Below are 21,535 nucleotides of genomic sequence, written 5' to 3' on the forward strand. Positions count from 1 at the left end.
GGCCGGGCATACGATCGCCGGGTGGAAACGCGGGAACTACGGTTTTTCGTCGCCGTCGCGGAGGAACTGCACTTCGGGCGGGCCGCGCAACGGCTCGGCATGGCGCAGCCGCCACTGTCCCGCGCCATCCGGCAGCTGGAGCGCCGCCTCGGCACGACACTGTTCGACCGCGACAGCCACCGCGTCGCCCTCACCGCCGCCGGCGCCGTCCTGCTCGACGAGGGGCGGGCGGCCCTGGACGCGGTGGAGGCGGCCGAACGCCGTACCCGTCGCGCCGGTTCCGCCGAGCCCGGCCGCCCAGGCCTGGTCCTCGCGGTCAAGGCCGGTGCCTCCACCGACCTGCTGGCGAAGCTGCTCGACGCCTACGCCGCCGAGCCCGGTGCGGTGGCCGTCGAGGTGATCCTGTGCGGCCCCGGCCAGCAGGAGACCATCCTGCGCGACGGCCGCGCCGACGTGGCGCTGCTGCACCGCCCGTTCGACGCCGCCGCCGGCTTCGACACCGAGGAACTGCTGACCGAGGACCAGGTAGCGGTCCTGCCCGCCGGGCACCCCCTGACCGCGAACGATCAACTGTCGCTAGCCGACCTGGACGACCTGCCGGACCTGCCACGACCCCGCTGGCCGCACCCGGACGGCAGCTACCCCGAAGGTCCGGGCCCAGAGGTACGCGACCACACCCAGTTGCTGCAACTCATCGGCCTCGGCCGCACCCTGACCATCGCCCCCGACTCGTGCCGCTCCCAGCTGCGCGAGGACACCGTGGCCGTACCCCTGCGCGACGCCCCCCGAGTGACCACCGTGATCGCCTGGCCCCCGCACAGCCGCTCCCGCCCGGTAGCCGACCTGATCCGCACCGCCACCCGCCTGTGACCGCCGGGTCGCCGACCTGGCCGACGCCGCTACCCGCTTGTGACCGCCGGGTCGCCGACCTGGCCGACGCCGCTACCCGCTTGTGACCGCCGGGTCGCCGACCTGGCCGACGCCGCTACCCGCTTGTGACCGCCGGGTCGCCGACCTGGCCGACGTCGCCACCCGCCTGCGGCCGCCGGGTCGCCTCGGCCGGGCTGCCTCGGCCGGCGTGCTTCGACCGGGCTGCCTCAGTGGTCTCGGCGCGCAGGGCGGCCACCGGCACGACCGATCAGTGACAGCAACGCGGACAAATTAGGCACACCGCAGAGGCCGCACCCTGACTGCCGTCTGTCCGCGCATTAAGCCCGTGTCCCCGGTTCCGACCCCAATCGTGCTGCTCGCACGCCATCCTGTCGACATGTTGATCTGCTAGCGGTGCGAAATCGCTGTGATCATGGGGTTGAAACCGCGATTTCGCATCGCTAGCAGATCAACACCGCCGCGCCGACCCAACGCAGCCGATCGCGGTTACCTGTTCAAGGACTGCGCCCGGCCGAGGGAAGCAACACCACGCCGCTGCGGTCGACATCCTGTGCACCATGCTTCGGATCCGAACCTTCTACTGGCGCAAACCGGCAGAAAAGCCCGCACGAGCTGCTTGGCAGAGCATCCGGCCTCCGGGGTGGACGAATCCCTTGGCACCCGCGTCCTGCAGCGGGGATCGGCGCGGACGACCGGGTGCTCCGGGTCGGTTTCGGTCATCTGCCGGCGGCGAAGTTCCGGTCGGCGCCGGAGTGTCTGGCGATGCCGTTGGAGGCGTAACTGTCGATCAGCTCCTGACCGATTCTGGACAGCTCCGCCCGTACCTCTGGGGGCTCTGTCACCTCCACCGCCGCACCCCACCCGGAGAGCGTGCGCGCGATGTCGCGTGGCGTCGGCGCGCCGACGAGGACCCGGACCCGGCCGTCGGGCAGCGTCTCGCCGGGGTGGCAGTGCCGGCCGAAGTGGTCGCGCAGCACCCAGACGAACCGTTCCGGGATCAGCACGGTGGCCCAGATGCGCGACCGGCGTTCCTCGATCGTGGCGACCACGTCGTCCCACGCGGCCCGCAGGGTGAAGTCGTCCGGCCGTTCGAAGGTCTCGCCGGTCAGGGTGAGTCCGGTGAGCCGGTCCAGCCGGAAGGTGCGCCGGCCGCGGTCGGTGCCGGCGAGCAGGTACCACCGGCCGTCCTTGTCGATCAGGCCCCACGGGTCGGCAGCGCGCGCGGTGCCGGAGCCCGCGGTGTCGGAGCCCGCGGTGCCGGAGCCCGCGGTGCCGGAGTAGGTGAACCGCACCCGCGCCTGCCGGACCACCGCCTCCTGCAACCGGCGCACCTCGTCCGGCCGCTCCCGGGTGTGCTCGCCCCACCGCGCCGGGTCGACGTGGGTGGCTTCGGCGGCGGCCTGCGCCTCGTTCCGGTACGGCTCCGGCAGCGCCCGCAGCAGCTTGCGCAACGCCGCCCGCAGCTCCTCGGAGTGCGCCGCCGCCGGCCCGGCCAGCAGGAACAACGCGTGCGCCTCGGACGAGGAGAGGCCGGTCAGGTCGGTACGCGCACCGCCCACCAGTTGCCAGCCCCCGTGCCGGCCGGGCTGCGGGTAGACCGGGATCCCGGCGGCCGACAGCGCCTCCAGGTCGCGGCGCGCGGTGGCCACCGAGACCTCCAGCTCGGCCGCCAGCTCGGCGGCGGTGACCCGGCCGCGCGCCTGCATCAGCAGCAGGGCGGCGACGAGGCGATCGGCACGCATGGCCGCGATTCTGCCCGGAAAAGTGCTCAGAAGGTGAGCACTTTCAGCGGCAGCCTGGGGTCATGACGACTTCAGCGGCCCTCCGCGGACTCACCACCGTCACCTTCTTCGCCGACGACCTGGCGGCGGCCCGGCACTGGTACACCGAGGTCTTCGGCCTCGAGCCGTACTTCGTGCGCGACGGCGCCTACCTGGAATGGCGGGTCGGTGACCACCAGCACGAGTTCGGGGTGCTCAACAGCCGGTTCGCCCCGCACCCGCACGGCGGCACGGCCACCGGCGCCATCGTCTACTGGGCGGTGGACGACGTCGAGGCGGCGTACGCCCGGCTGCTCGGCCTCGGCGCGGCACCGCACGACAAACCGACCGAACGCGGCGTCGGGTACGTGACCGCGTCGGTGCTGGACCCGTTCGGCAACGTGCTCGGCGTCATGCTCAACCAGCACTACCAGGACATGCTGGCGGCGCGTCCGGGCACGGTCAGCGGCCGCCCAGGCTGAGGGCCAGCGCGGCCGTGCAGGTCAGCAGGAAGACCGCCGGGCCGATCAGGTTGCGGGACCTCACCCGCAGGTGCGCGGCGAACGCGCCGACGAAGTAGAGGACCAGGCCGGCGGCGGCGAGCGTGCCGAGCAGTGGTACGGCGAACCCGGCCAGCAGTCCGAGCGTACCCGCCGCCAGCAGCAGACCCAGGACCGGCACGAAGGAGCGCGGGATCCCTTTCACGTCGGCCTGAGATCTCGGGTATTCGTGGCCGCTCAGGTAGAACGTGGCGGCGCTGCCGGTGAGGAACGCGGCGACGATCGTGACGGTGACGTAGGCGGCGGACATGCGCCCTCCTCTGTGGTCGGTGACCACAGGGACGATCCGCGCGGCACGGATGTGACAGAAACAGTCCGCGACTCACAGGCTCCGGCGGTAACGGATCTCGGGCAGCGGGAAGCCGTCGAGCCGGTCCACCTTCGTCGCGCCGTCCGGCCGCCAGCCGCCGGCCTCGTAGAACCGGCGGGCCCGCTCGTTGGCCGTCAGCACCCAGAGTGTCGCCTCGGTGAACCCGGCGGCGCGCAGCGTGTCCACGGCCGCGGCCATCAGCGCCTGCCCGCCGCCGCGTCCCCACGTGCCCGGCCGCACGTAGATCGCCTTGACCGCGCCGTCCGGCGGATCGTCACCGGCGTCCACGGTGACGAAGCCGGCCACCGCGGGTTCCAGGACCAGCACCGCCCGGGGCGGTTCCAGCCGGGTGAGCCGCTGCCGCCATATCGCGGTGCGGCCGGCGACGGAGAGCCCGTCCAGGTAGCGCTGCGGCATCATCCCGCGGTACGCCTGCTGCCAGCCGCGCACCAGCACCTCGGCGAGCCCGCCGGCGTCCTCGGGTCGTGCCGGTCGGACGTCCATGCCCCCACCATTCCCGAGCCCGGGCCGCCGGGGCCACACATTTAAGGCACAGCGAACATCCAGCTCAAGCTCGACATCGCGACGTACCGTTGATGGTCCCCGCACGGGCGGGCAGCAAGCACGTCCCCGCACGGGCGGGCAGCAAGCAGAGGAGACGGTGCAAATGGGCTTCCTGAAGCGGATGGTGCTGTCGATGGTGGCGTCGAAACTCCACCGGGCCTCCCAGAAACGGCACAACCCGGCCGTCGACGGGCTGCTGCGCGAGGTGAACCACCGGATCGCCCGCAGCCAGGGCCACGGTTACCACCCCGGCGGCTACGGACAGCCCGGTGGTTACGGTCATCCCGGCGCCTACGGACCTCCCGGCGCCTACGGGCACCCGGGTGCCTACGGGCATCACGGCCACTACCGGCACCACGGGCACTACCGCCGGCACCACGGGCATTACCGGCGCAAGTTCTGGTGAGAGCGGCGCGGCAGCGGGACCATCGGGGCGTGCCGGTCACCGCCGGCCGCCGCCGGTGCCGGCGTGGCGTCCAGGCCGCATGACGTCAGCGTGTGCTGGCGCATCAGCATCGACGTCGGCACGGGGGCGATCTCCCGCCAGGCGAAACAGGACCGGATGATCGCGGCGTTCGCCCCGCGGGTGAGCACCCGGTCCGCGTCCAGCAGCGCGCGCAGCACACCGTGATACGTCAAGAAGTCCGGTGACAGCGCCGCCCAGGTGGTGGCGAGCAGCCGGCCCAGATAGTCGCGGGCCCGCAGCAGCGACTCCTTGAAAGCTTCCTCGTTGCCGCGGTAGGCGTCGGCGAAGTCGGCCTGGATCCGGTCCAGGTCGTGCGCGGTGCCGGGCAGGTTCGTCGAGCGGAGCCGCAGATCCTCGGGGATCAGCTTCTTCGTGACGAGGTCGTGCTGGAAGACCTCGACCATGGTGTCGAAGAGGGCCCCGGTCAGCGGCAGCGACCGGTTGTGCGGTTCGGGGCCGACGTCCGACATGCGCAGCGCGTTGAAGGCGATCCGGATCTGCCGGCTGTCCGAGAGTTCACCGACCCGGTCCAGCCCGTTGATGGTGAGCAGGTTGCCCTGGGTGTTGGTCAGCAGCATGTCGACGACCGAGTGGAAGTGCAGCGACGCCACGATCGCCACCAGGTCACCTGCCGACTCGTGCATGCCGCCGTAATCGACGCCCTCGTCGAACGGACCGGCCGGGATGCCGACCTCGGCGAAGACGATGCTGTGCCCCAGCTCGTGGGAGAGCACGTCGAAGTTCTCGCAGAACGGCCGGGTGTGGTCGATGGTGCCGGTCTCGGTGCGGCCGAACCCGAACTCGAGGAACCCGTACCCCGACTGCGCGTTGTTCCACTCGATCAGCGGGATCAGTTCGAGGCGGGCGAAGTCCGACTCGAAATGCCACTGGACCTGCCGCCCGAAGTAGTCCTCCCAGATGTCCAGGACCCGGCGGACCGTGGCGTACATGGTGGCGGCCGAGAACTCCCGGCTGTCCGGGTCGAGGTGGTCGAAGTGCCCGTCCGGCCCGGGCTGCACCGGCGGGCGCCGGTCGCCGGTGAACGGCGGGCGGAAGAACTGGCTGTACGGCAACTTGCCGACCGCGTCGACGACGAACATCCGGTCGTCGGCGGGCCCGCTCCCGACGGCGCCGGGCGGCGGGGCCACCACCACCGTCTCCGGTTCGCCGAACAGCGGGGAGCCGTCGGCCGCGGTCAGGAACCGGGGCTGCGGGAAGATCCGGAACCGGGTGCCGGTGTCGGCGAGCCTGCGGTCGAGGGCGAGTGACATGAGAACCTCCCAGAGGTGTTGCCTCCAGCGGATGCCTGGTCAGGTGGGAAGTCAACGGAGGTGTCCTTGAACCATCCCAAGGAGCGACCGGACGGCCGATACTGAACCGGTGAACGGGGTGCAGCGGGAAACGGACCGGCTCGCCGCACTGCACGAGTACCGCCTGCTCGACGCACCGGCCGGTGACGAACTGGAGGCGGTGGTCCGGGTCGCGGCGGCCGTCGCCCGGGTGCCCACCGCCACCCTGAACCTGATCGACGAGAACCGGCAGTGCCAGCTCACCACCGTCGGTTTCACCGGCGGCGACTCGGCCCGCACCGACTCGATGTGCGCGGTCCGGTTCGAGCGCGGCGACTTCATGTACGCCCCGGACGCCAGCAAGGACCCGCTCTACCGGGACAACCCGTGGGTGACCGGGGTCCTCGCCGGGGTGCGCCTCTACGGCTCGGCGCCGCTGGTCACCCCGGACGGGCACGCGCTGGGCTCACTGTGCGTCTTCGACGACCAGCCCGGCACCCTCGACGCCGGCCAGATCGAACGCCTCAAGGACTTGGCCGGCATCATCCTGGGGCTCTTCGAACGCCGCCGGCAGGCCCGGCTCAACCGGGAACTGGCGCTGGAGTCCGAGGCCCGCCAGCGCTGGACCGACACCCTGCTGGAGACGATCGACGTGGCAGTGGTCGCCGTCGACGAAACCGGCCGGCTGACCGTTTTCAACCGGGCGGCGCGGGAATGGCACGGCCTGGACGCCGACCCCACCCTCGACCCGTCCTGGTTCGCCGGCCACTACCGGCTCTACCACACCGACGGCGTGACGCTGCTGCCGCCGGAGCGGATCCCGCTGCTGCGGGCGCTGCGCGAAGGAACCGTGGCGAACGCCGAACTCATCATCAGACGCCGCACCGGCCCGCCGGTCCACGTCTCCACCAGCGGCCGCGCCCTCATCGCGGCGGACGGCACGCCGATGGGCGCGGTGGTCGCGATGACCGACGTGACCACCGACCGGGCCCAGCAGCGCGCCATCGAATCGGCCCGCCGGGAACTGGCCGCCGCCAACGAGGAGCTGCGCCGCTCCAACGCCGACCTGACGAACTTCGCCGGCGCCGTCAGCCACGATCTGATGGCCCCGCTCGCCTCGGTCAACGGCTACCTCGAACTGCTCGAGGACTCGGTGACCGGCATCGAGGCGAACTGGGTGGCCGCCTGCCGCCGCGCGGTGACCCGGATGCGCGAACTGATCGGCTCGCTGCTGCAGTACGCCCAGGCCGGCAGCGCACCCGTCCATCCCGTCCCGGTCGACCTCGGTGACATCGTCGGCCAGGTCCTCGCCGACCTCGGCACCCTCATCAACTCGGCCGCGGCGTCGGTCACCGTGCCGGCCCCGCTGCCCGCTATCGCCGGCGACCCCGTCCTGGTCCGCCAGCTGCTGCAGAACCTGATCGGCAACGCCGTCAAATACCGCCACCCCGACCGCCCGTGCCAGGTCACCGTCGTCGCCGCGCGCGCCCCGTCGAGCTGGGCGATAACGGTCGCCGACAACGGCGTCGGCATCCCCGCCGAACAGCGCCGCCGCGTCTTCGACATGTTCACCCGCCTCGACACCGGCGAGGTGGCCGGGCACGGCATCGGCCTCTCCAGCTGCCTGCGCATCGTCGACCGGCACGGCGGCGACATCCACGTCGACGAAAACCCCGGCGGCGGCACCCGCGTGACCTTCTCCATCCCAGACTGATCGAGTACGGCCAAACCGGCCCCAACCGCAACCATCCCTGCCACGCGGGCCCGAGCCACCTGACGGTCCATGCCCCGGCGCGACCCGCCGCCGCCCCCGGCGCGGGGCCCGGCGCCGGCTGTTCCGTCGGTCGTAAGCGGCTTCTACCGAGCCGGCGTCGGGGTGCGTCCGGCCACGATCCGGGCGACAGTGGAGCCGTGGACCGTATCCCACCCCGGCAGCCCACCCCGCCGCCTGCCCGCGCCGACCCTTCCTGCGCCGACCCTGCCTGCGCCAACCCTTCCTATGCCGGTCCTTCCTGCGCCGGTCCTTCCTGCGCCGACCTGATGAACGTCCTCGTGGTCGGCGGTACTCCGTCATATCGGGGCAATCTCCGCCTGCTCCTGTCCGGCTTCGCCGACGTGGCAGGCGCCGCCGACGGCGCCGAAGCGATTGCCTACGTGGCCCGCCACGAGGTAGACGTAGTACTGATTGACCCACATTGTCCCGGCACCCCCGGCACCCCCGGCACCCCCGGCACCCCCGGCGCCCCGGACCCGCACCGTCTGGGTGCCCCGGACCCGCACCGTCTGGGTGCCCCAGACCCGCATCGTCCCGGCGCCCCCGACGTGCCGGACCCGCGCCCGTCCGGCGCCCCGGGCGGGATGGCCGCGATCCGGCGGCTCGCCCGCGAGGTCCCCGTCGTGGTCCTGACCGGCCCCGGCGACGACGACCCGGCACTGCCGGCAACAGCATCCGGCCACCTGCGAAGGGACGCGTCCCGCCCCGAGTTCGTCGACGGCATCACGGCTGCGGCAGCAAGGCCGGCGCACCACCACGACAACGGCCGCCGCCGCACGGCCCGGCAGTGACGGACAATCCATGACAGTGACGGACAATCCACTGCCTGCAACCCGTGTCGTCTGACCTTGGTGCGCTGCAGTCACCGCCCCCGCCGAGATGTTGATCTGCTAGCGATGCGAAATCGCGGTTTCACCCCCTTGATCACCGCGATTTCGTAGCGCTAGCAGATCAACACCGCGCGCCGCACCATCGCGCTGACCGCGAGGGAGCCGTGGACGCGCCGACCATCGCACCGACCGTGGGGAGCCGTGGGCACCCCGACCATCGCACTGACCGTGGGGGAGTGGCGGGGCGCGGAACACCTGCCGCCACCGCGCGCGTCAGGACACGTACCAGTCGAAGATCTGCCAACCGGGTGGGCTGATCATCACGATCAGCATGACCAGGTCGGCGGCGGTGGTGGCGGCGAGTACGCGCCACCAGCGGTTGTGGGTGCGGTAGGAGCGCCGCGCCAGCAACGGCACCGATGTCAGCACGCAGACGAAGCCGATCAGGAAGCCGAGTGCGGTCGCCACCACGGCGGGCCAGGCCCACAGCGGTGGCGCGTGTTCCGGGAAGGAGCGCTCGTCGGTGACGGCGAAAGCGAGGACGCCGGAGAAGTACGCGGCAGCGACGACGCCCTGCAGCACGATGAGGATCCAGGTGCCGACGTCTTTGATCATTTGCCGCATCAGGGCACGATAACCGGCGTGTCCGGGCCGGTGCCGAATCCGGGGCGTCCGCGCGCCCACTGCGGCTGGACCCGGACCGCCCGCCGGGACCATCCGCGCTGCTCGACGAAGTGCCGTTGCAAGAGCCGGCACGTCTCGGTCTCGCCGGCCACATAGGCGGCGCCGGAGCCGGCCGGCAACTCCAGTTCCTGGACGGCCCGCAACAGCACCCGCGACCCGACCGCCGAGGCCGCCCCGCGGTGCACCCACGGGAGGCCCGCGACGCCGTCGAACCCAGGCACCTCATCGTCCGCCCCGGCCGATTCGAAGATCCCGAGCGCGACGGCGGTACGCGGCAGGGCCGCGCGCATGGCCAGCAACGGTACGGCCCCGGTGTCGTCGCCCACGAACACATGAAACGCCGCCGTGGCGTCCAGAGTGATCTTGACCCGTGGCGGTTCCACAGTGATCCGGTCGCCGGCCGTGACGTGCCCGGCCCACGCGCACCCGGGCCCACCCTTGTCGTGCAGGGCGACCCGGATCGTCCACGACGAGTCCCCGCACCTCCAGAGCGAGTAGACCCGCCGGGCCACCGACCCGTCCGCGTCCGGGACATGCACCACCACATGCGCCCCGGTCCGTGCCCGGGGCAGCCCCGGCCCGGCCAGTGCGATCTCCCGCATCCGCCCGGTCACCTCGACCACCGACCGGACCCGGGTGGCCAGCAGCCCACCAGCTCTCCAACGCCCCACCCCGCGACCCTAATCGCACGGGCCCGCAGGTTTCTGACGCCCCCGCCGGGCATGAGCACACCGCGGCGCACCAAAACCAGAGTAGGATCCTAGGATGCTTTAGGCGTGGTGAGGGCGGCCGGTTGGCTGGCGAACAGCCGGTGCCATGCTCGCGTGGTTGAACGGTCAGCAATGCTTACGTGCTTTGAGCGGTCAGTGGGTCGACGTCGTGCCGGCGGCATCAGAATGCAGGGAAGCCGGCGCCAGACATGGAAGACGGCGCCGCCCGCGGCGATCACGTCCGCTGGGGTGGTGCATCAGAGTCGACCATCGCCGATCCGTTTCGCGGCCCGCCGAGCCCGGCTGTCACTCACGGTCGTTGGGAGACGTTTGCGGCGACCGCCAGTGACAGCCGACCCTGTCCGGCTGTCACCCATGGTTGTCAGGAGGCGTTTGCGGCGACCGCCAGTGACAGCCGACCCCAGCCCGGCTGTCACCCACGGCCTCCGGACGACGCCTCCGACAACGACCGGCGACCGGCGACCGGCGACCGGAAATGCGCACCCGCGTGTGCCGATCCGCGTCTACCGGTGGACCTCGAGCCGCCGGGGCCTGGACGGGCGGGATACGGGCGACGAGGCGGACGGGCTTCGCGACCGCTCAGGATCCGCTGTGCGTGTTCCGTCGCCCGATGAAGACGGTGCCGGCGACCACGCCCAGGCTCGTACCCAGCGCGATACAGAGAGCGAGGTTGTCGAAAAGAATCCCGGCGACGACGCCGAAAAGGGAGCCGAACGCGATCCAGATCCCGAGATTTCCCCAAATGCCGAGACCCGCGGCGTCAGGGGGCGTGTTCTTGTCCGTCATCGCATCTCTCCCGGACCGCGCGCGGAAAGGCTGACAATCTGGCGGCCCACCCCGCGGATGGGCAGCCATCCTTCCCCGAAGGTATCACCGGGCATCAATGATCTCGGGCCGCTCAGAAGAGTGGCGACCGCCCCTTGTACCCGCCCGCGATCTTGACGCCGGCGCGCAGGGACTTCCCGGTGCCGCGGAAGAGCAGCAGGTTGCCGGTCGAGGAGTGGACCGCCAGCACGTCCGGGTAGCCGTCACGGTCGAAGTCGCCGGCGCCCAGCAGGTCGCGGAACCCGTTCGCCTTGCCGACCTTCACGCGGGCCTTGAAACCGTTGCCCTTGCCCGGGTAGAGGTACAGCGTTCCGGTCTTCGTCTCCCGGACCAGCAGGTCCGCGTACCCGTCCCGGTTGAGGTCGCCGACGCCGGTGAACTCGCCGCGGTTCGCCCAGTTGCCGTAGGCGAGAGCTTTGCGCGCACCGAACGTGGCACCTTTGCGCCCGGGGTAGAGGTAGACGTTCCCGTTGCTGGTCTGGGTGGCCAGCAGGTCGGGGTACCCGTCCCGGTTGAAGTCGCCGATCGCGGTCAGCTCGCGCATGTGACCGAACTTCGCGTAGAGCTTCTTGCGGGCGCCGAGCCGGCCGTCGCTGCGGCCCGGGTAGAAGTAGACCGCACCGGCCTTGGTGCGGGCCACGATGTCCTGGCGGCCGTCCCGGTTCAGGTCCATGCGCAGGATCGCGTTCATCCCGCCGAAGCCGCCGCTGACCTTGGTGCGGTTCGCCTCGGAGAGGTAGGCGCCGTTGCCGGGGTAGGCGTACAGGGTGCCGCCGGAGCGGGCCAGCACGTCGGACCAGCCGTTGCGGTTCCAGTCGCCGAGCCCGGCGGAGGGCGGCAGCCGGAAGTCCAGGTAGTCGTTGTCGATGTTGATGGTGACGCCGCCCCAGGTCTCCCGGTGGTCGCCGCGGTACTGCTTCATCCGGCGGCCGGGCGTCCAGTACGACGCGGGGATGACCTTGTCGGCGGTGGTGACGACCTGGTCCCAGCGGGCGAAGTCCACGTAGTCGGGTCGCACGTAGCCGGCCTTGTGGTAGACGGCGACCTGGTCGGCGATGCCGGAGCTGACGCTGCTGTAGAAGCCGGAAAGGTAGCCGTGGTCGTGCAGCCGGGCCGTCCAGCCCTTCATGAAGGCGAGCACGCCGGCACGGCAGGCGGCGTCGTTCGTCCGGTACGCCTCCATGTCGTAGATCAGCACGCTCTCGCGGGACAGGCCGAGGTTCCGGGCCTGGGTCGCCGCGTCGTCGGCGGTGGCGCGGCCCTGCGCCTCGGCGTTGCGGTTGTCGATGCGGTGCTTTTTCGTCGTCGTGGTGCAGGTGGCCTGCGGGCCGACGTAGAGCGGGATCAGCCGCCAGCCGCGGCCGATCTGCTCGCGCACCCAGGAGGCGGTGAGGTTGGCCTGCGTACAGCCCCGGTTGTTGCCGCCGAAGTAGATGCCTGCCGCGCGGTACGGCGACGTCAGCCAGGCCTTCATCGCGCTGCTGGACGGGGCGGTGCACGCGTCGAACCCGTACCCCTTGAAGTTGCCCGGCTGCGGCGGCAGCGTGGCGGCGGCCGCGGCGTTGCCGTTGATCAGGGCGAGCGGCGCGACGCAGATCGCGACGACCAGGGCGCCGAGGAGGCGCTTCCGGTGCTTCAGCAGCATGTGAGCACTTTCGCGTGGGCGGTGAACTGGACCACTCGTCGGGCGGGGCGCGGGGGGTGGCCGTTAGCGTACGGCAGTGGATCAGCTCAGCCCTCGCCAGCGATGGACCGCCCTGCTCGCCCTCGCGCTCGGCGGGGTGGCGATCGGCCTCACCGAGTTCGTGGCGATGGGGTTGCTGCCGGACATGGCGCAGGCCCTGTTGCCGGGTTCGTGGGCCCGCTCCAGCGAGGATGCCGTGGCGCAGGCGGGGTGGGTCATCACCGCGTACGCCCTCGGGGTCGTCGTCGGCGCCCCCACGATCGCCGCCCTCTCCGCCCGGATGCCGCGCAAGCGGCTGGTCCTGATGCTCCTGGTGCTGTTCGCGGTGGGCACGTTCGCGTCGGCGGTGGCGCCCACCTTCGAGCTGGTGCTGGTGGCGAGGTTCGTGGCGGCGCTGCCGCACGGCGCCTACTTCGGTGCGGCCGGTCTGCTCGCGGCGTCGCTGATGGGCCCGGGTAACGAGGCACGCGGGTACTCGATCGTGCTGGGCGGGCTGACGATCTCGAACGTGGTCGGGGTCCCGCTGATCACGCATCTGGGGCAGACGGCGGGGTGGCGGATCGCGTACATTTCGATCGCGGTGGTCTTCGTGCTCACCCTGTTCGCGGTGCTCGCGACGGTGCCCGGCTCGCCGGCGCGGGCGGACGGCTCGCCGGCGGCGGAGTTGCGGGCGCTGCGCCGGCCGCAGGTGTGGCTGGTGGCGGTGACCGCGGCGATCGGCTTCGCCGCGTTCTTCGCGGTGAACAGCTACATCGCGCCGGTGACCACCGAGGTGACCGGGTTGTCCGCATCGGCGGTGCCGTGGGTGCTTGCCGTCTTCGGCCTGGGCATGACCGCCGGCAACTTCCTCGGTGGGGCGTTCGCCGACCGGAACCTGCGGGTGGCGACGCTTGCCGGGTTCATCGGGGTGATCGTGTCGACGGTGTTCTTCGCGGTCGCCGCGCCGACCACGATCGGCCTGTTCGCGGGCGCGTTCCTGACCGGCGCGACGTGCATCTTCCTCGGGCCGACCCTGCAGGCCCGGCTGATCACGGTCGCCCCGGAGGCGCAGCTGATGGGCGCCGCGGTCAACCAGAGCGCGATGAACCTGGCGAACAGTGTGGGTGCCGCGGTGGGCGGTCTGGTCATCGCGCGGGGGTACGGGTACCTCGCGCCCGCCTGGGCCGGTGTCGGCCTGGCCGCCGTAGGACTAGTGCTGGCGGTCTCCGGTTTCGCCCTGGACCGGCGTCGCGACCGCCACGCGGTGACCACCGGCTGACATCGCCCGGGATTGATGACAACCGGCCGGACGCCCGAACCCGTCGAAGGGGTGACGGAGCCGACGGAAGGTAGGGACGATGCGCGATGGCGCGCAGGAGGAATACGTCGAGTACGTGGCGGCGCGGGTGCCCGCGCTGCGGCGGCTGGCCTATGTCCTGACCGGTGACGGCTACCGCGCCGACGACCTGGTGCAACAGACCATCACCACGCTGTATCTGAAATGGCACCGGGCCCGCGCCGCCGACAACCTGGACGCGTACGTCCGCACCATGCTCGTCCGCGGCTACGTCGACGAGCGCCGTCTCGCCTGGTCCCGGGTGCGCCTGTTCCGGCAGATCCCGGAACCCGAGCCGGTGGAGGACACCGGTGCCGAGGAACGGCACGTGGTCCGGGCCGCGCTGCGGCGGGTGCCTCGGCAGCAGCGGGCCGTGCTGGTGCTGCGGTTCTTCTACGACCTGCCCGTCGACGAGGTCGCCGGGCTTCTGGGCTGCACCACCGGGACCGTCAAGAGCCACACCTCCCGCGGGCTGGCCGCCCTGCGCCGCCTGTTACCTCCACGAATCGAGGTGCCGAACCGATGAACCCGCTGAAGTCGCTCGACGACGAACCCGACACGCCGTCCACGGTGGACATCGACCGGGCGATAAGCACCGCGCGCCGTCGCCGGCGGTTGCGCCGCGGTGCGGTCGTTACCGGTGTCGCCGTGGTAACGGTGGCCGCCTCGGCCACCGCGAGCCTGCTGCCCGGGTCCGGGTTGCCGCAGGTCACCGCGACGAACACCGCCGTGCCCGCGGACAAGGCGAGCCCGGTCCCCGCGCCCACCACGGCGGTGCCCGGCCCGGCCGCCTGCAAGCTGACGCGTCTGCCGGTCCCGGACGGCGAGCCGATGGCTCTGGTCACCGGCGCCGACCCGACCGGCCGGTGGATCGCCGGGCGCACCTACCCGACGTCCGGCGGGTACCAGGCCGTCATCTGGCGCGACGGCAAGGTCAGCAAGGTGGAGATGCCGGGCGACCTGGAGGAGGCGCTGCGCGACGTCAACACGAGCGGACTGGCGGTGGGCTGGAGTTACTCCGAGGCCGGGCCGGTGCCGTACGCGTACCGGGACGGCCGGACCACGAAACTCGCCGCGGCCGGCTCGGCGAACGCGGTGAACGACGCCGGCCAGATCGTCGGTGACGACAACGCCGGGCACGGCCTGTTCTGGCCGTCGGCGGACGCGAAACCGAAGCGGCTGCCCACGCCGGCCGGCGCCAAGCAGGCGCAGGCCCGGGCCATCGACGAGGACGGCACCGTGGCGGGCAGTCTGGACCTGGCCCGGCCGTACCTCTGGCTGCCCGACGGCACCCACCGGGAACTGCCGATGCCGGAGATCGACGGCAAGCCTGCGAAGATCGCGCAGGCGTTCGACATCCGCAACGGCTGGGTGACCGGCATGGCGAGCGCGGCGGGACACAAGGACAGGGAAAACCGGAGCAGCGAACCGGTGTACGCGGCCCGGTGGGACCTGCGCACCGGGAAGGCCGAGCTGGTGGGGGAGCTGCAGTACCCCGCGGACGCGGTGAACGCGCACGGCTGGCAGGTCGGCAACGACGCCAAGGGGTACGCGGTGCTGGTCACCGGCGACGACGTGGTCCGCCTGCCGGGCCTGGGGCGCAACCGTCCCGACGGCACGGCCACGATCGCGAGCACGCTCAGCGACGACGGCCGGATCATCGCGGGGCAGTCCGACGACAAGTCGGGCACCATCCAGGCGGTGATCTGGAACTGCCGCTGACGAGGCGCGCCGCGCCGGCCTGTCACGGGGACGGGCCGGCGCGGTGGCGGTTCCGTGCCGGGGCCTCGGGTCGATGGTCCACAATGTCGACCATGACTGACGACGGATCGGCCCGGATGGACACGCTGCGCAGTTGGTGGCGGCTGCCGGACGAGACCCGCAAAGAGGTGCGGGACCTGGCCCGGGCCGGCCGCCGTCACCCCGACCCCGAGGTGGCGTGGGTGGCCTGGCGGTGGGCCGAGGTGGTGCTGCCGGTGGGCGCGCCCGAGCCGGGCCGGCTGCGCAACATCCTCAGCGCGATCGGGTTCTGGGTGCACATCCTCGTCGACCTGGCGTCGGCCAGTCACCCGGACGACCCGGCGGAGCCGCGCTGGCTGGACCGGCGCCGCGCGCGGCGGATCATGCGACTGGGCCCGCCGCTCAGCTGATCACCCGATCCCGGCGTCTCCCGCCCCGCCGCTCAGCTGATCACCCGATCCCGGCGTCTCCCGCCCCGCCGCTCAGCTGATCACCCGGTCCGGCGTCTCCTTCTGCCGGTCGGCGAAGATCAGCAGCTGGTTGTCGCGGCGCCGCACCGTCGGATCCGTCCACCTCTCGTCCGGGCCCGGCTCGAACACCCGCGTAGTGCCCGACCCGGCGTCGTGGACCAGCACGGACTGGATCGTGGAGACCAGGGACCCCATCGTGTACTCCTGGGCGGGGTGATCCTGCGGCCCCTCACACCCGACCACGAAGAACCTGTCGTCCAGCCACCGGCCGTACGTGTCGAGGGTCTGATCCGCCCCCGCCGCCGTCCCGTCCACCCAGAGCCGCACCCCTTCCTGCCGCTCGTACCAGAGGATCGCGCGGTGCCGGTCGTCGGCGGTGAAATACACGGTGACGGTCCGCGCGTCGGTGCTCCACCAGTAGGAGTCGCAGCCACCCGGTGCCGGCCCCCGCGCCGTGAGCGGGCCGGCCGGGTCGGCCGCGCAGACCTCCGGCGCCTGGCAGGACCGGTCGAGCCGGCGGGAGCAGCCGAGCCCGGCGGCCGCGCAGTCACGCCGCCGCGCGCGGGACAGCAGGGCCAGCGCCTGCGCGCGGTACGCCTCCTCGCCCAGTAACTCCAGGTAGTCGCGCGCCTCATGGCTGCGGGTGAACAGTTCGACGCCCACCGGCGACCGGCGCAGCCAGTCCCGCCACGGCTCGGCGTGGTGCCAGCGCCGCGTCCCCTCGTTCCGTTTCCGCATCCCGGTCCTCCCCAGCCACCTGCTGCAATCCTGCTCCGCGGCGTCAACCTCACGGGTGGACACACGTCAATACCCGCAGCTCGCGCGCTCGTTAACCCGATGGTCATGTTGCGTTGGCCTGCGCGTGGCTCGACGGTCCCGGACACCGACCGTATGGTGGTCAAGCAGCTGAACGCTCGGTAACGAGAGGTGATCCGATGCGTAGCTCGGTTCTTGAGGTAAGCACCAGCGCGGACGGCAGTGTGGTCATCCAGCCGCACGGCTCGGTGGGCCCGGACACGGCCGTCGAGCTGCGGCAACTGCTGGTGCACACGGTCCGGCGGGTGCGCCCGCTGCGCCTCATCGTGGATCTCGCCGACGTGCCCGACCTGGACCCGATCAACCTCGGTTCGGTCGTCGCGGCGTGCGACCTCGGCGACGACCACCAGGTGGCCGTCTTCGTCGACAACCCGAACCACCGGCTCGCCCGCCAGCTCACCGCGGCCGGGGTGCCGCGGCAGCGGGTGCGGGGCGCCCGACGGGATTCAGGCAGCTGCCATCACTCGTTCGTCTGCCGTTAACCGAATCGGACCTACTATTCGGCGATGGCGGCACCGATCATCACCACCCGCGCCGAAGCCGCGCGGACCCTCGCGGAAACCCTGCTCGGGGGCATGGGTGACAGGTGGCGGCACACCGCCGGCGTCGCAGCACGCGCGTCCGACCTGGCGCTGGCGCTGGGCCTCGACCACGACCTGCTGGTCGCGGCGGCCTGGCTGCACGACATCGGGTACGCCGCCCCGCTCGTCGACACCGGCTTCCACCCGATCGACGGCGCCCGCCACCTGACCGCCGAAGGCTGGCCGGCGCGCGTGGCGGGCCTGGTCGCGTACCACTCCGGCGCCCGCTTCGTCGCCGAGGTCCGCGGCCTCTCCGCCGCCCTCGCCGAATTCCCCGACGAGCGCAGCGTGGTCAGCGACGCCCTCACCTACGCCGACCAGACCGTCGGCCCGCGCGGCGACCGCGTCGACCCCGCCGCCCGCTACGCCGAGATGCTGCACCGCCACGGCCCCTGCTCGGTGAACGCCCAGGTCGACCCGGTGCGGGGCCCGCACCTGCGAGCCATCGCCGCCCGCATCGAACACCTGCTGCACAGCTGACCCACCCCTCCCTGCCCGCGCCGGCCCCGACCGCCGCACCCACCCCGCGCAGCCCACCTGGGCCGCCGCACGCGCCTTCGCGCCCTGCCCGGGGCTGCTGTGCGCGCCTTCGCGGCCTTGCCCCCGGGCTGCCGCATGCGCCCTCACGCCCGCCCGTTGCCCGTGGTCAGGGCCGCAGCGGTCGCCGGGCTGCCTCGGCCGGTCTGGCCTCGATGATCCAGCGCTCGGCGGCCGGCATCCACGGCGAGCACCCGCCCGAGGACGGCGATAAGCAGCCCGGATGCGCCCTGTTCCGGTCCGCCTTCCCGGCCCTGCCAGACCCGGCCCGGTGGTGCCGGACGGGCCGTCCTGTCGAGATGTTGATCTGCTAGCGATGCGAAATCGCTGTGATCATGGGCCTGAAACCGCGATTTTGCATCGCTAGCAGATCAACACCGCCACGCGGGCCCAACGCGGCGAACCATTGACCGGAGGAGCCGAAGAAGAGGACCATGTCGCTTTCGTGTCCTTTGCCTGCCGCGCGTCGACGCTCTGCACGCCGCAGCCCGGCCCAAACGGTACAAATCGCGCGTGGACGCCACCGATCTTGGACGTGACGTTGCCGGCGGCCGCGCTCAACAGCTACGGATGCCGCGCTGAACAGCTACCGGTGCCGCGCTCAACAGGTACCGGTGATCGGTGCCGCGCTCAACAGGTACCGGTGACCGGTGGGAAGCGCCGGCGCGCTGAAGCCGGTCACGGACACCCGTGCCGGCTGCCCGGGCTGGAGGGCGCCCGGGCCGCCCGGGCTGGAGGGCGCCCGAGCCGCCCGGGCTGGAGTACGCCCGAGCGCCCAGGCTGGAGGGCGCCCGGCCAGATCGTCGTCGGCGAACCCGAGCGCGGGCACATCGCCGAGGGGGTTCCGCACCACGGCCGGTAGCACGTTGACCGGCGCCTTCCCTGCTGGTCGCCCCCGGTGGTGGCGCTCTCGTGATCTGCGTCGCCGGCGTTCAGCGGGTGAGCGTGCGGGGAGGGGCGGCCGGTCAGGCCATCGCGTGCAGGAACGTGGTCAGGGCAGCCCGGTACGGCTCGAGGGTGCGCAGGTCCACGTACTCCTCGGGGCCGTGCTGGCCGTCCCCGCCGGGACCGAAGATGACCGCGTCCACGCCGTGCGCCGAGTAGAACCGGCCGTCCGCCGCTCCGTGTTTGCGCAACAGCGTTCCCGCGTACCCCTGCTCCCGCGCCGCCGCCCGCAGCAACCGGACCGCCTCGCCGGACGCGTCGGCGTGGTGCGGGGCGCCGAGCGCCTCGACGGTGACCCGCACGCCGGGCCCGGCCACCGAGGTCAGGAACGCGGCGATCTCCTCGGCGGTGTGCCCGGCCAGGTCGGGGTCGGACGGCGGGAACCGGATGTCGAGCAGCGCCGACGCGTCGGACGGGACGATGTTGGCGGCCTCGTTCGACGTCTCGATCCGGGCCACGTTGATCGTCGTGGCCCAGGCCTCCGTCTCCGGGGTGGGATGCCGCGCCAGCAGCCGGTCGATCGCGCGCATCAGCGTGACGAGCGCGTTCGAGCCCAGCCACGGGTAGGCGGCGTGCGCCGGACGGCCGCCGGCGGTGAGCCGGGCCCGCAGGATGCCCTTGGACTCGGTGACGATGCGCAGGCCGCTCTGCTCGCCGACGACCACGAACCCGGCGCGCACGCCCTGTGCCACCTGGTGCCCGGTGCCGTCGAAACCGCCCACCTCCTCGTCGGTGACCAGCTGCAACCCGACCGGGTACGGCAGCGCGCCGGCGGTGTCCCGGAAGACCGTGGCCAGCACGACCGCTGCCGCTTTCATGTCCTGCGCGCCGCGCCCGAACAGCAGGTCGCCGTCGCGGCGCGCGGTGAACTGCGCGTCGGCGCCCGGCACCACGTCGAGGTGCGCGTTGAGGATCACCCGCGGGGTGCCGGCGCCCGCGGTGACGAGCGCGCTGGGCCGGCCCCGGGAGGTGAAGCGGCGCACTTCGAAGCCCGGCCCGACCAGGTCGAGCACGAAGCCGAGCGCGCGGTGCAGCTCGTCGGGGCGGTCCGCGGTGGAGCGGATCCCGATCAGCCGCACCACGGCGTCGACAAGCTCAGCCATGGGGACAGGGTGTCATCCGCGGGGGTAGATCTGCTCGCCCGCCTGGACCGCGACCGGCAGCCGGTTGCCGGCCGGCGGCAGCGGGCAGGTGGCGAAGTCGGTGTACGCGCACGGCAGGTTCGCGGCCCGGTTGAAGTCCAGCACCACCGAGCCGTCCGCCGCCGGCGGTGCCACGGCCAGGCTGCGGTTCGCGGCGCCGGTCCGGTGCTCCACTCGCCTAATCCCTACTTGTTGCATGGGAAATTTGCATCTGCTACCTTCCTGGTCAGGTCATGAGTGCCAGCGCACAGCCCCGGCTTGCTGGCCGGCAACCCTTGCGTTCGCGATGGGGTGCCCCGGGTGAGGACCGGGCCGGTCATCGCCCGATGCCGGCAAGCTGCGGACCCCGTGGAGGCTCGGTCATGCCCGCACTCGACATCATCGGTGACGATCTCAAGGTCGCTCTGCCCTCCGGGGAGGCCGTCCGCTTCGTCCACCTCGACTACGCGGCGTCAGCGCCCTGCGTGGCCGCCGCGGCCGACGCGGTGCGCGATCTGCTGCCGCGTTACGGCAGCGTGCACCGCGGCACAGGGGTACGGTCCCAGGCGTCCACCCTCGCCTACGAGCTGGCCCGGGATGTGGTCGCCGAGTTCGTCGGCGCCGGCCCGGAGCACGAGGTCGTCTTCACCCGGAACACCACCGACGCGCTGAACCTGCTCGCCCGCGCCCTGCCCGCCGGCACCACGACCGTGCTGTTCGACGCCGAGCACCACGCCAACCTGCTGCCCTGGCCGAACCAGCTGCGGCTGCCGGCGCCCGCGTCCCCGGCCGCGGCGGTCGCCGACCTGGACGCGGCCCTGACGGACCTGTCCGGCCCGGTGCTGGTCGCGGTCACCGGCGCCGGAAACGTCACCGGCGAACTCTGGCCGGTCCGGCAGCTCGCCGACGTGGCGCACCGGCACGGCGCACGGATCGTCGTCGACGCCGCCCAGCTCGCCCCGCACCGGCCGGTGGATCTGACCGGCCTCGGCGCCGACTATCTGGCGTTCTCCGGCCACAAGCTGTACGCGCCGTTCGGCGCCGGGGTACTGGCCGGCCGGTCCGACTGGCTGGACGCCGCCGAGCCGTACCTGGCCGGTGGCGGTGCCAGCGCCGCCGTGGGTGACCGGCCGGCGGACCTGTCCTGGGCGACCGGCCCGGCCCGGCACGAGGGCGGCACCCCCAACCTGTTCGGCGCGGTCGCGATCGCCGCGGTCTGCGAGGCCTTGACCGCCGCCGGCCCGGACGCGCTGCACGACCGGGAGCAGGCCCTGCTGGACCGGTTGCGGGCCGGCCTGCGCGAGCTGCCCGGCGTCACCGAGGTCAGCCTGTTCGGCCCGGACCACCCGCGGGTCGGCATCGTCTCGCTCGCCTTCGACGGGCGCGACCCGGCCGACGTGGCGCTGGTGCTCGGCCGCGACCACGGCATCGGGGTCCGCGCCGGCCAGTTCTGCGCGCACCCGCTGGTGCGGCGGCTGACCGGCGGCACCACCGCCGGCGCGTGCGGTGACGGCACGACTCCCGGCCTGCTGCGCGCCAGCCTCGGGCTGGGCAGCACCGCCGAGGACGTGGACCGGTTGCTGGCCGCGCTGCGGGACGTCGTGCGAAACACCTGATCCGCTACCGGGATGTTCCCGTCCCG

Annotated in this window: 24 protein-coding genes and 1 riboswitch; of the genes, 12 read left to right on the forward strand and 12 right to left on the reverse strand. The window is 72.4% G+C overall.

Annotated features, from left to right (window positions below; all coding sequences use genetic code 11):
• The first annotated feature begins 21 nt into the window (after positions 1-21).
• Positions 22-870: a LysR family transcriptional regulator gene (locus tag LPA41_RS26010; RefSeq protein ID WP_229073404.1), complete on the forward strand. Its 849-nt coding sequence runs from the start codon at positions 22-24 to the stop codon at positions 868-870.
• 115 nt (positions 871-985) lie between these two features.
• Here LPA41_RS26010 and LPA41_RS26015 read toward each other — a convergent pair whose 3' ends face one another.
• Together LPA41_RS26015 and LPA41_RS26020 are read right to left on the reverse strand one after the other, a co-directional pair.
• Positions 986-1,132 carry a hypothetical protein gene (locus tag LPA41_RS26015; RefSeq protein WP_229073405.1) on the reverse strand — a complete coding sequence of 49 codons (147 nt, stop codon included), beginning with the start codon at positions 1,130-1,132 and terminating at the stop codon, positions 986-988.
• 475 nt (positions 1,133-1,607) lie between these two features.
• Positions 1,608-2,633 carry a YafY family protein gene (locus LPA41_RS26020; RefSeq protein ID WP_229073406.1) on the reverse strand — a complete coding sequence of 342 codons (1,026 nt, stop codon included), beginning with the start codon at positions 2,631-2,633 and terminating at the stop codon, positions 1,608-1,610.
• A 62-nt stretch (positions 2,634-2,695) separates the two neighbouring features.
• On the opposite strand from LPA41_RS26020, the gene LPA41_RS26025 reads away from it, so the two are divergent.
• Positions 2,696-3,133 (forward strand): VOC family protein, encoded by a 438-nt coding sequence (locus LPA41_RS26025; protein WP_229073407.1) that lies wholly within the window; start codon positions 2,696-2,698, stop codon positions 3,131-3,133.
• On the opposite strand, the gene LPA41_RS26030 is transcribed toward LPA41_RS26025, so the two are convergent.
• The gene (locus tag LPA41_RS26030) at positions 3,114-3,461 is read right to left on the reverse strand and encodes a DoxX family protein (protein WP_229073408.1); all 348 of its coding nucleotides are present in this window, start codon (positions 3,459-3,461) and stop codon (positions 3,114-3,116) included. The genes LPA41_RS26025 and LPA41_RS26030 overlap by 20 nt on opposite strands.
• Before the next feature lie 72 nt (positions 3,462-3,533).
• The gene (locus LPA41_RS26035) at positions 3,534-4,025 is read right to left on the reverse strand and encodes a GNAT family N-acetyltransferase (RefSeq protein ID WP_229073409.1); all 492 of its coding nucleotides are present in this window, start codon (positions 4,023-4,025) and stop codon (positions 3,534-3,536) included.
• Between the two features lie 163 nt (positions 4,026-4,188).
• Here LPA41_RS26035 and LPA41_RS26040 point away from each other — a divergent pair, with 163 nt between their 5' ends.
• The gene (locus LPA41_RS26040; protein WP_229073410.1) at positions 4,189-4,491 is read left to right on the forward strand and encodes a hypothetical protein; all 303 of its coding nucleotides are present in this window, start codon (positions 4,189-4,191) and stop codon (positions 4,489-4,491) included.
• Here the strand turns inward: LPA41_RS26040 and LPA41_RS26045 are convergent.
• Positions 4,470-5,822 (reverse strand): hypothetical protein, encoded by a 1,353-nt coding sequence (locus LPA41_RS26045; RefSeq protein WP_229073411.1) that lies wholly within the window; start codon positions 5,820-5,822, stop codon positions 4,470-4,472. The two genes, LPA41_RS26040 and LPA41_RS26045, sit on opposite strands and share 22 nt — an antisense overlap.
• Before the next feature lie 109 nt (positions 5,823-5,931).
• On the opposite strand from LPA41_RS26045, the gene LPA41_RS26050 reads away from it, so the two are divergent.
• Positions 5,932-7,554 (forward strand): ATP-binding protein, encoded by a 1,623-nt coding sequence (locus LPA41_RS26050; protein WP_229073412.1) that lies wholly within the window; start codon positions 5,932-5,934, stop codon positions 7,552-7,554.
• Positions 7,555-7,880: 326 nt separating this feature from the next.
• Positions 7,881-8,405 carry a hypothetical protein gene (locus LPA41_RS26055; RefSeq protein WP_229073413.1) on the forward strand — a complete coding sequence of 175 codons (525 nt, stop codon included), beginning with the start codon at positions 7,881-7,883 and terminating at the stop codon, positions 8,403-8,405.
• Between the two features lie 312 nt (positions 8,406-8,717).
• Here LPA41_RS26055 and LPA41_RS26060 read toward each other — a convergent pair whose 3' ends face one another.
• The 4 genes from LPA41_RS26060 to LPA41_RS26075 form a co-directional block, all read right to left on the reverse strand.
• Positions 8,718-9,068 (reverse strand): hypothetical protein, encoded by a 351-nt coding sequence (locus tag LPA41_RS26060; protein WP_229073414.1) that lies wholly within the window; start codon positions 9,066-9,068, stop codon positions 8,718-8,720.
• Positions 9,068-9,799, reverse strand: a complete 732-nt coding sequence (locus LPA41_RS26065) for a siderophore-interacting protein (protein WP_229073415.1) — start codon at positions 9,797-9,799, stop codon at positions 9,068-9,070. Before LPA41_RS26065 ends, LPA41_RS26060 begins: the two co-directional genes overlap by 1 nt.
• Positions 9,800-10,438: 639 nt before the next feature.
• A complete protein-coding gene (locus tag LPA41_RS26070; RefSeq protein ID WP_229073416.1) occupies positions 10,439-10,645 on the reverse strand; it encodes a hypothetical protein in 207 nt (68 codons plus the stop codon).
• Positions 10,646-10,757: 112 nt separating this feature from the next.
• Positions 10,758-12,329: a glycoside hydrolase domain-containing protein gene (locus LPA41_RS26075; RefSeq protein WP_229073417.1), complete on the reverse strand. Its 1,572-nt coding sequence runs from the start codon at positions 12,327-12,329 to the stop codon at positions 10,758-10,760.
• Positions 12,330-12,405: 76 nt separating this feature from the next.
• Here LPA41_RS26075 and LPA41_RS26080 point away from each other — a divergent pair, with 76 nt between their 5' ends.
• The 4 genes from LPA41_RS26080 (at position 12,406) to LPA41_RS26095 (ending at position 15,833) form a co-directional block, all read left to right on the forward strand.
• Positions 12,406-13,626, forward strand: a complete 1,221-nt coding sequence (locus tag LPA41_RS26080) for an MFS transporter (RefSeq protein ID WP_229073418.1) — start codon at positions 12,406-12,408, stop codon at positions 13,624-13,626.
• A 79-nt stretch (positions 13,627-13,705) separates the two neighbouring features.
• Positions 13,706-14,209, forward strand: a complete 504-nt coding sequence (locus LPA41_RS26085) for a SigE family RNA polymerase sigma factor (RefSeq protein ID WP_229073419.1) — start codon at positions 13,706-13,708, stop codon at positions 14,207-14,209.
• Positions 14,206-15,405: a hypothetical protein gene (locus LPA41_RS26090; protein WP_229073420.1), complete on the forward strand. Its 1,200-nt coding sequence runs from the start codon at positions 14,206-14,208 to the stop codon at positions 15,403-15,405. Before LPA41_RS26085 ends, LPA41_RS26090 begins: the two co-directional genes overlap by 4 nt.
• Before the next feature lie 92 nt (positions 15,406-15,497).
• Complete coding sequence (locus LPA41_RS26095; RefSeq protein WP_229073421.1) at positions 15,498-15,833, forward strand: hypothetical protein; 336 nt, start codon at positions 15,498-15,500, stop codon at positions 15,831-15,833.
• Positions 15,834-15,905: 72 nt separating this feature from the next.
• Here LPA41_RS26095 and LPA41_RS26100 read toward each other — a convergent pair whose 3' ends face one another.
• Positions 15,906-16,631 carry a hypothetical protein gene (locus LPA41_RS26100; protein WP_229073422.1) on the reverse strand — a complete coding sequence of 242 codons (726 nt, stop codon included), beginning with the start codon at positions 16,629-16,631 and terminating at the stop codon, positions 15,906-15,908.
• A gap of 197 nt (positions 16,632-16,828) precedes the next feature.
• Here LPA41_RS26100 and LPA41_RS26105 point away from each other — a divergent pair, with 197 nt between their 5' ends.
• Together LPA41_RS26105 and LPA41_RS26110 are read left to right on the forward strand one after the other, a co-directional pair.
• Entirely contained in the window at positions 16,829-17,191 is a 363-nt protein-coding gene (locus tag LPA41_RS26105) for a hypothetical protein (RefSeq protein ID WP_229073423.1), read from the forward strand.
• 24 nt (positions 17,192-17,215) lie between these two features.
• Positions 17,216-17,770: an HD domain-containing protein gene (locus LPA41_RS26110; RefSeq protein ID WP_229073424.1), complete on the forward strand. Its 555-nt coding sequence runs from the start codon at positions 17,216-17,218 to the stop codon at positions 17,768-17,770.
• A gap of 1,022 nt (positions 17,771-18,792) precedes the next feature.
• Here LPA41_RS26110 and LPA41_RS26115 read toward each other — a convergent pair.
• Positions 18,793-19,875, reverse strand: a complete 1,083-nt coding sequence (locus LPA41_RS26115) for a M20 family metallopeptidase (RefSeq protein ID WP_229073425.1) — start codon at positions 19,873-19,875, stop codon at positions 18,793-18,795.
• A gap of 12 nt (positions 19,876-19,887) precedes the next feature.
• A complete protein-coding gene (locus tag LPA41_RS26120; RefSeq protein ID WP_229073426.1) occupies positions 19,888-20,088 on the reverse strand; it encodes a DUF1684 domain-containing protein in 201 nt (66 codons plus the stop codon).
• Positions 20,089-20,143: 55 nt separating this feature from the next.
• A riboswitch (SAM riboswitch) is annotated at positions 20,144-20,259 on the forward strand.
• A gap of 17 nt (positions 20,260-20,276) precedes the next feature.
• Between LPA41_RS26120 and LPA41_RS26125 the strand changes: the two genes are divergently transcribed.
• Positions 20,277-21,509 carry an aminotransferase class V-fold PLP-dependent enzyme gene (locus LPA41_RS26125; RefSeq protein ID WP_229073427.1) on the forward strand — a complete coding sequence of 411 codons (1,233 nt, stop codon included), beginning with the start codon at positions 20,277-20,279 and terminating at the stop codon, positions 21,507-21,509.
• The last annotated feature ends 26 nt before the right edge of the window (positions 21,510-21,535 follow it).

It is taken from the genome of Actinoplanes sp. DH11 (genome assembly GCF_020873875.1).
GTDB lineage: Bacteria > Actinomycetota > Actinomycetes > Mycobacteriales > Micromonosporaceae > Actinoplanes.

What these genes read in the sequence shown, in the direction of transcription:
- LPA41_RS26020 (WP_229073406.1), bottom strand. Translation starts at nt 2,633, where the DNA reads ATGCGTGCCGATCGCCTCGTCGCCGCCCTGCTGCTGATGCAGGCGCGC.
- LPA41_RS26025 (WP_229073407.1), top strand. Translation starts at nt 2,696, where the DNA reads ATGACGACTTCAGCGGCCCTCCGCGGACTCACCACCGTCACCTTCTTC.
- LPA41_RS26030 (WP_229073408.1), bottom strand. Translation starts at nt 3,461, where the DNA reads ATGTCCGCCGCCTACGTCACCGTCACGATCGTCGCCGCGTTCCTCACC.
- LPA41_RS26035 (WP_229073409.1), bottom strand. Translation starts at nt 4,025, where the DNA reads ATGGACGTCCGACCGGCACGACCCGAGGACGCCGGCGGGCTCGCCGAG.
- LPA41_RS26040 (WP_229073410.1), top strand. Translation starts at nt 4,189, where the DNA reads ATGGGCTTCCTGAAGCGGATGGTGCTGTCGATGGTGGCGTCGAAACTC.
- LPA41_RS26045 (WP_229073411.1), bottom strand. Translation starts at nt 5,822, where the DNA reads ATGTCACTCGCCCTCGACCGCAGGCTCGCCGACACCGGCACCCGGTTC.
- LPA41_RS26055 (WP_229073413.1), top strand. Translation starts at nt 7,881, where the DNA reads ATGAACGTCCTCGTGGTCGGCGGTACTCCGTCATATCGGGGCAATCTC.
- LPA41_RS26060 (WP_229073414.1), bottom strand. Translation starts at nt 9,068, where the DNA reads ATGCGGCAAATGATCAAAGACGTCGGCACCTGGATCCTCATCGTGCTG.
- LPA41_RS26070 (WP_229073416.1), bottom strand. Translation starts at nt 10,645, where the DNA reads ATGACGGACAAGAACACGCCCCCTGACGCCGCGGGTCTCGGCATTTGG.
- LPA41_RS26075 (WP_229073417.1), bottom strand. Translation starts at nt 12,329, where the DNA reads ATGCTGCTGAAGCACCGGAAGCGCCTCCTCGGCGCCCTGGTCGTCGCG.
- LPA41_RS26085 (WP_229073419.1), top strand. Translation starts at nt 13,706, where the DNA reads ATGCGCGATGGCGCGCAGGAGGAATACGTCGAGTACGTGGCGGCGCGG.
- LPA41_RS26090 (WP_229073420.1), top strand. Translation starts at nt 14,206, where the DNA reads ATGAACCCGCTGAAGTCGCTCGACGACGAACCCGACACGCCGTCCACG.
- LPA41_RS26095 (WP_229073421.1), top strand. Translation starts at nt 15,498, where the DNA reads ATGACTGACGACGGATCGGCCCGGATGGACACGCTGCGCAGTTGGTGG.
- LPA41_RS26100 (WP_229073422.1), bottom strand. Translation starts at nt 16,631, where the DNA reads ATGCGGAAACGGAACGAGGGGACGCGGCGCTGGCACCACGCCGAGCCG.
- LPA41_RS26105 (WP_229073423.1), top strand. Translation starts at nt 16,829, where the DNA reads ATGCGTAGCTCGGTTCTTGAGGTAAGCACCAGCGCGGACGGCAGTGTG.
- LPA41_RS26110 (WP_229073424.1), top strand. Translation starts at nt 17,216, where the DNA reads ATGGCGGCACCGATCATCACCACCCGCGCCGAAGCCGCGCGGACCCTC.
- LPA41_RS26115 (WP_229073425.1), bottom strand. Translation starts at nt 19,875, where the DNA reads ATGGCTGAGCTTGTCGACGCCGTGGTGCGGCTGATCGGGATCCGCTCC.
- LPA41_RS26125 (WP_229073427.1), top strand. Translation starts at nt 20,277, where the DNA reads ATGCCCGCACTCGACATCATCGGTGACGATCTCAAGGTCGCTCTGCCC.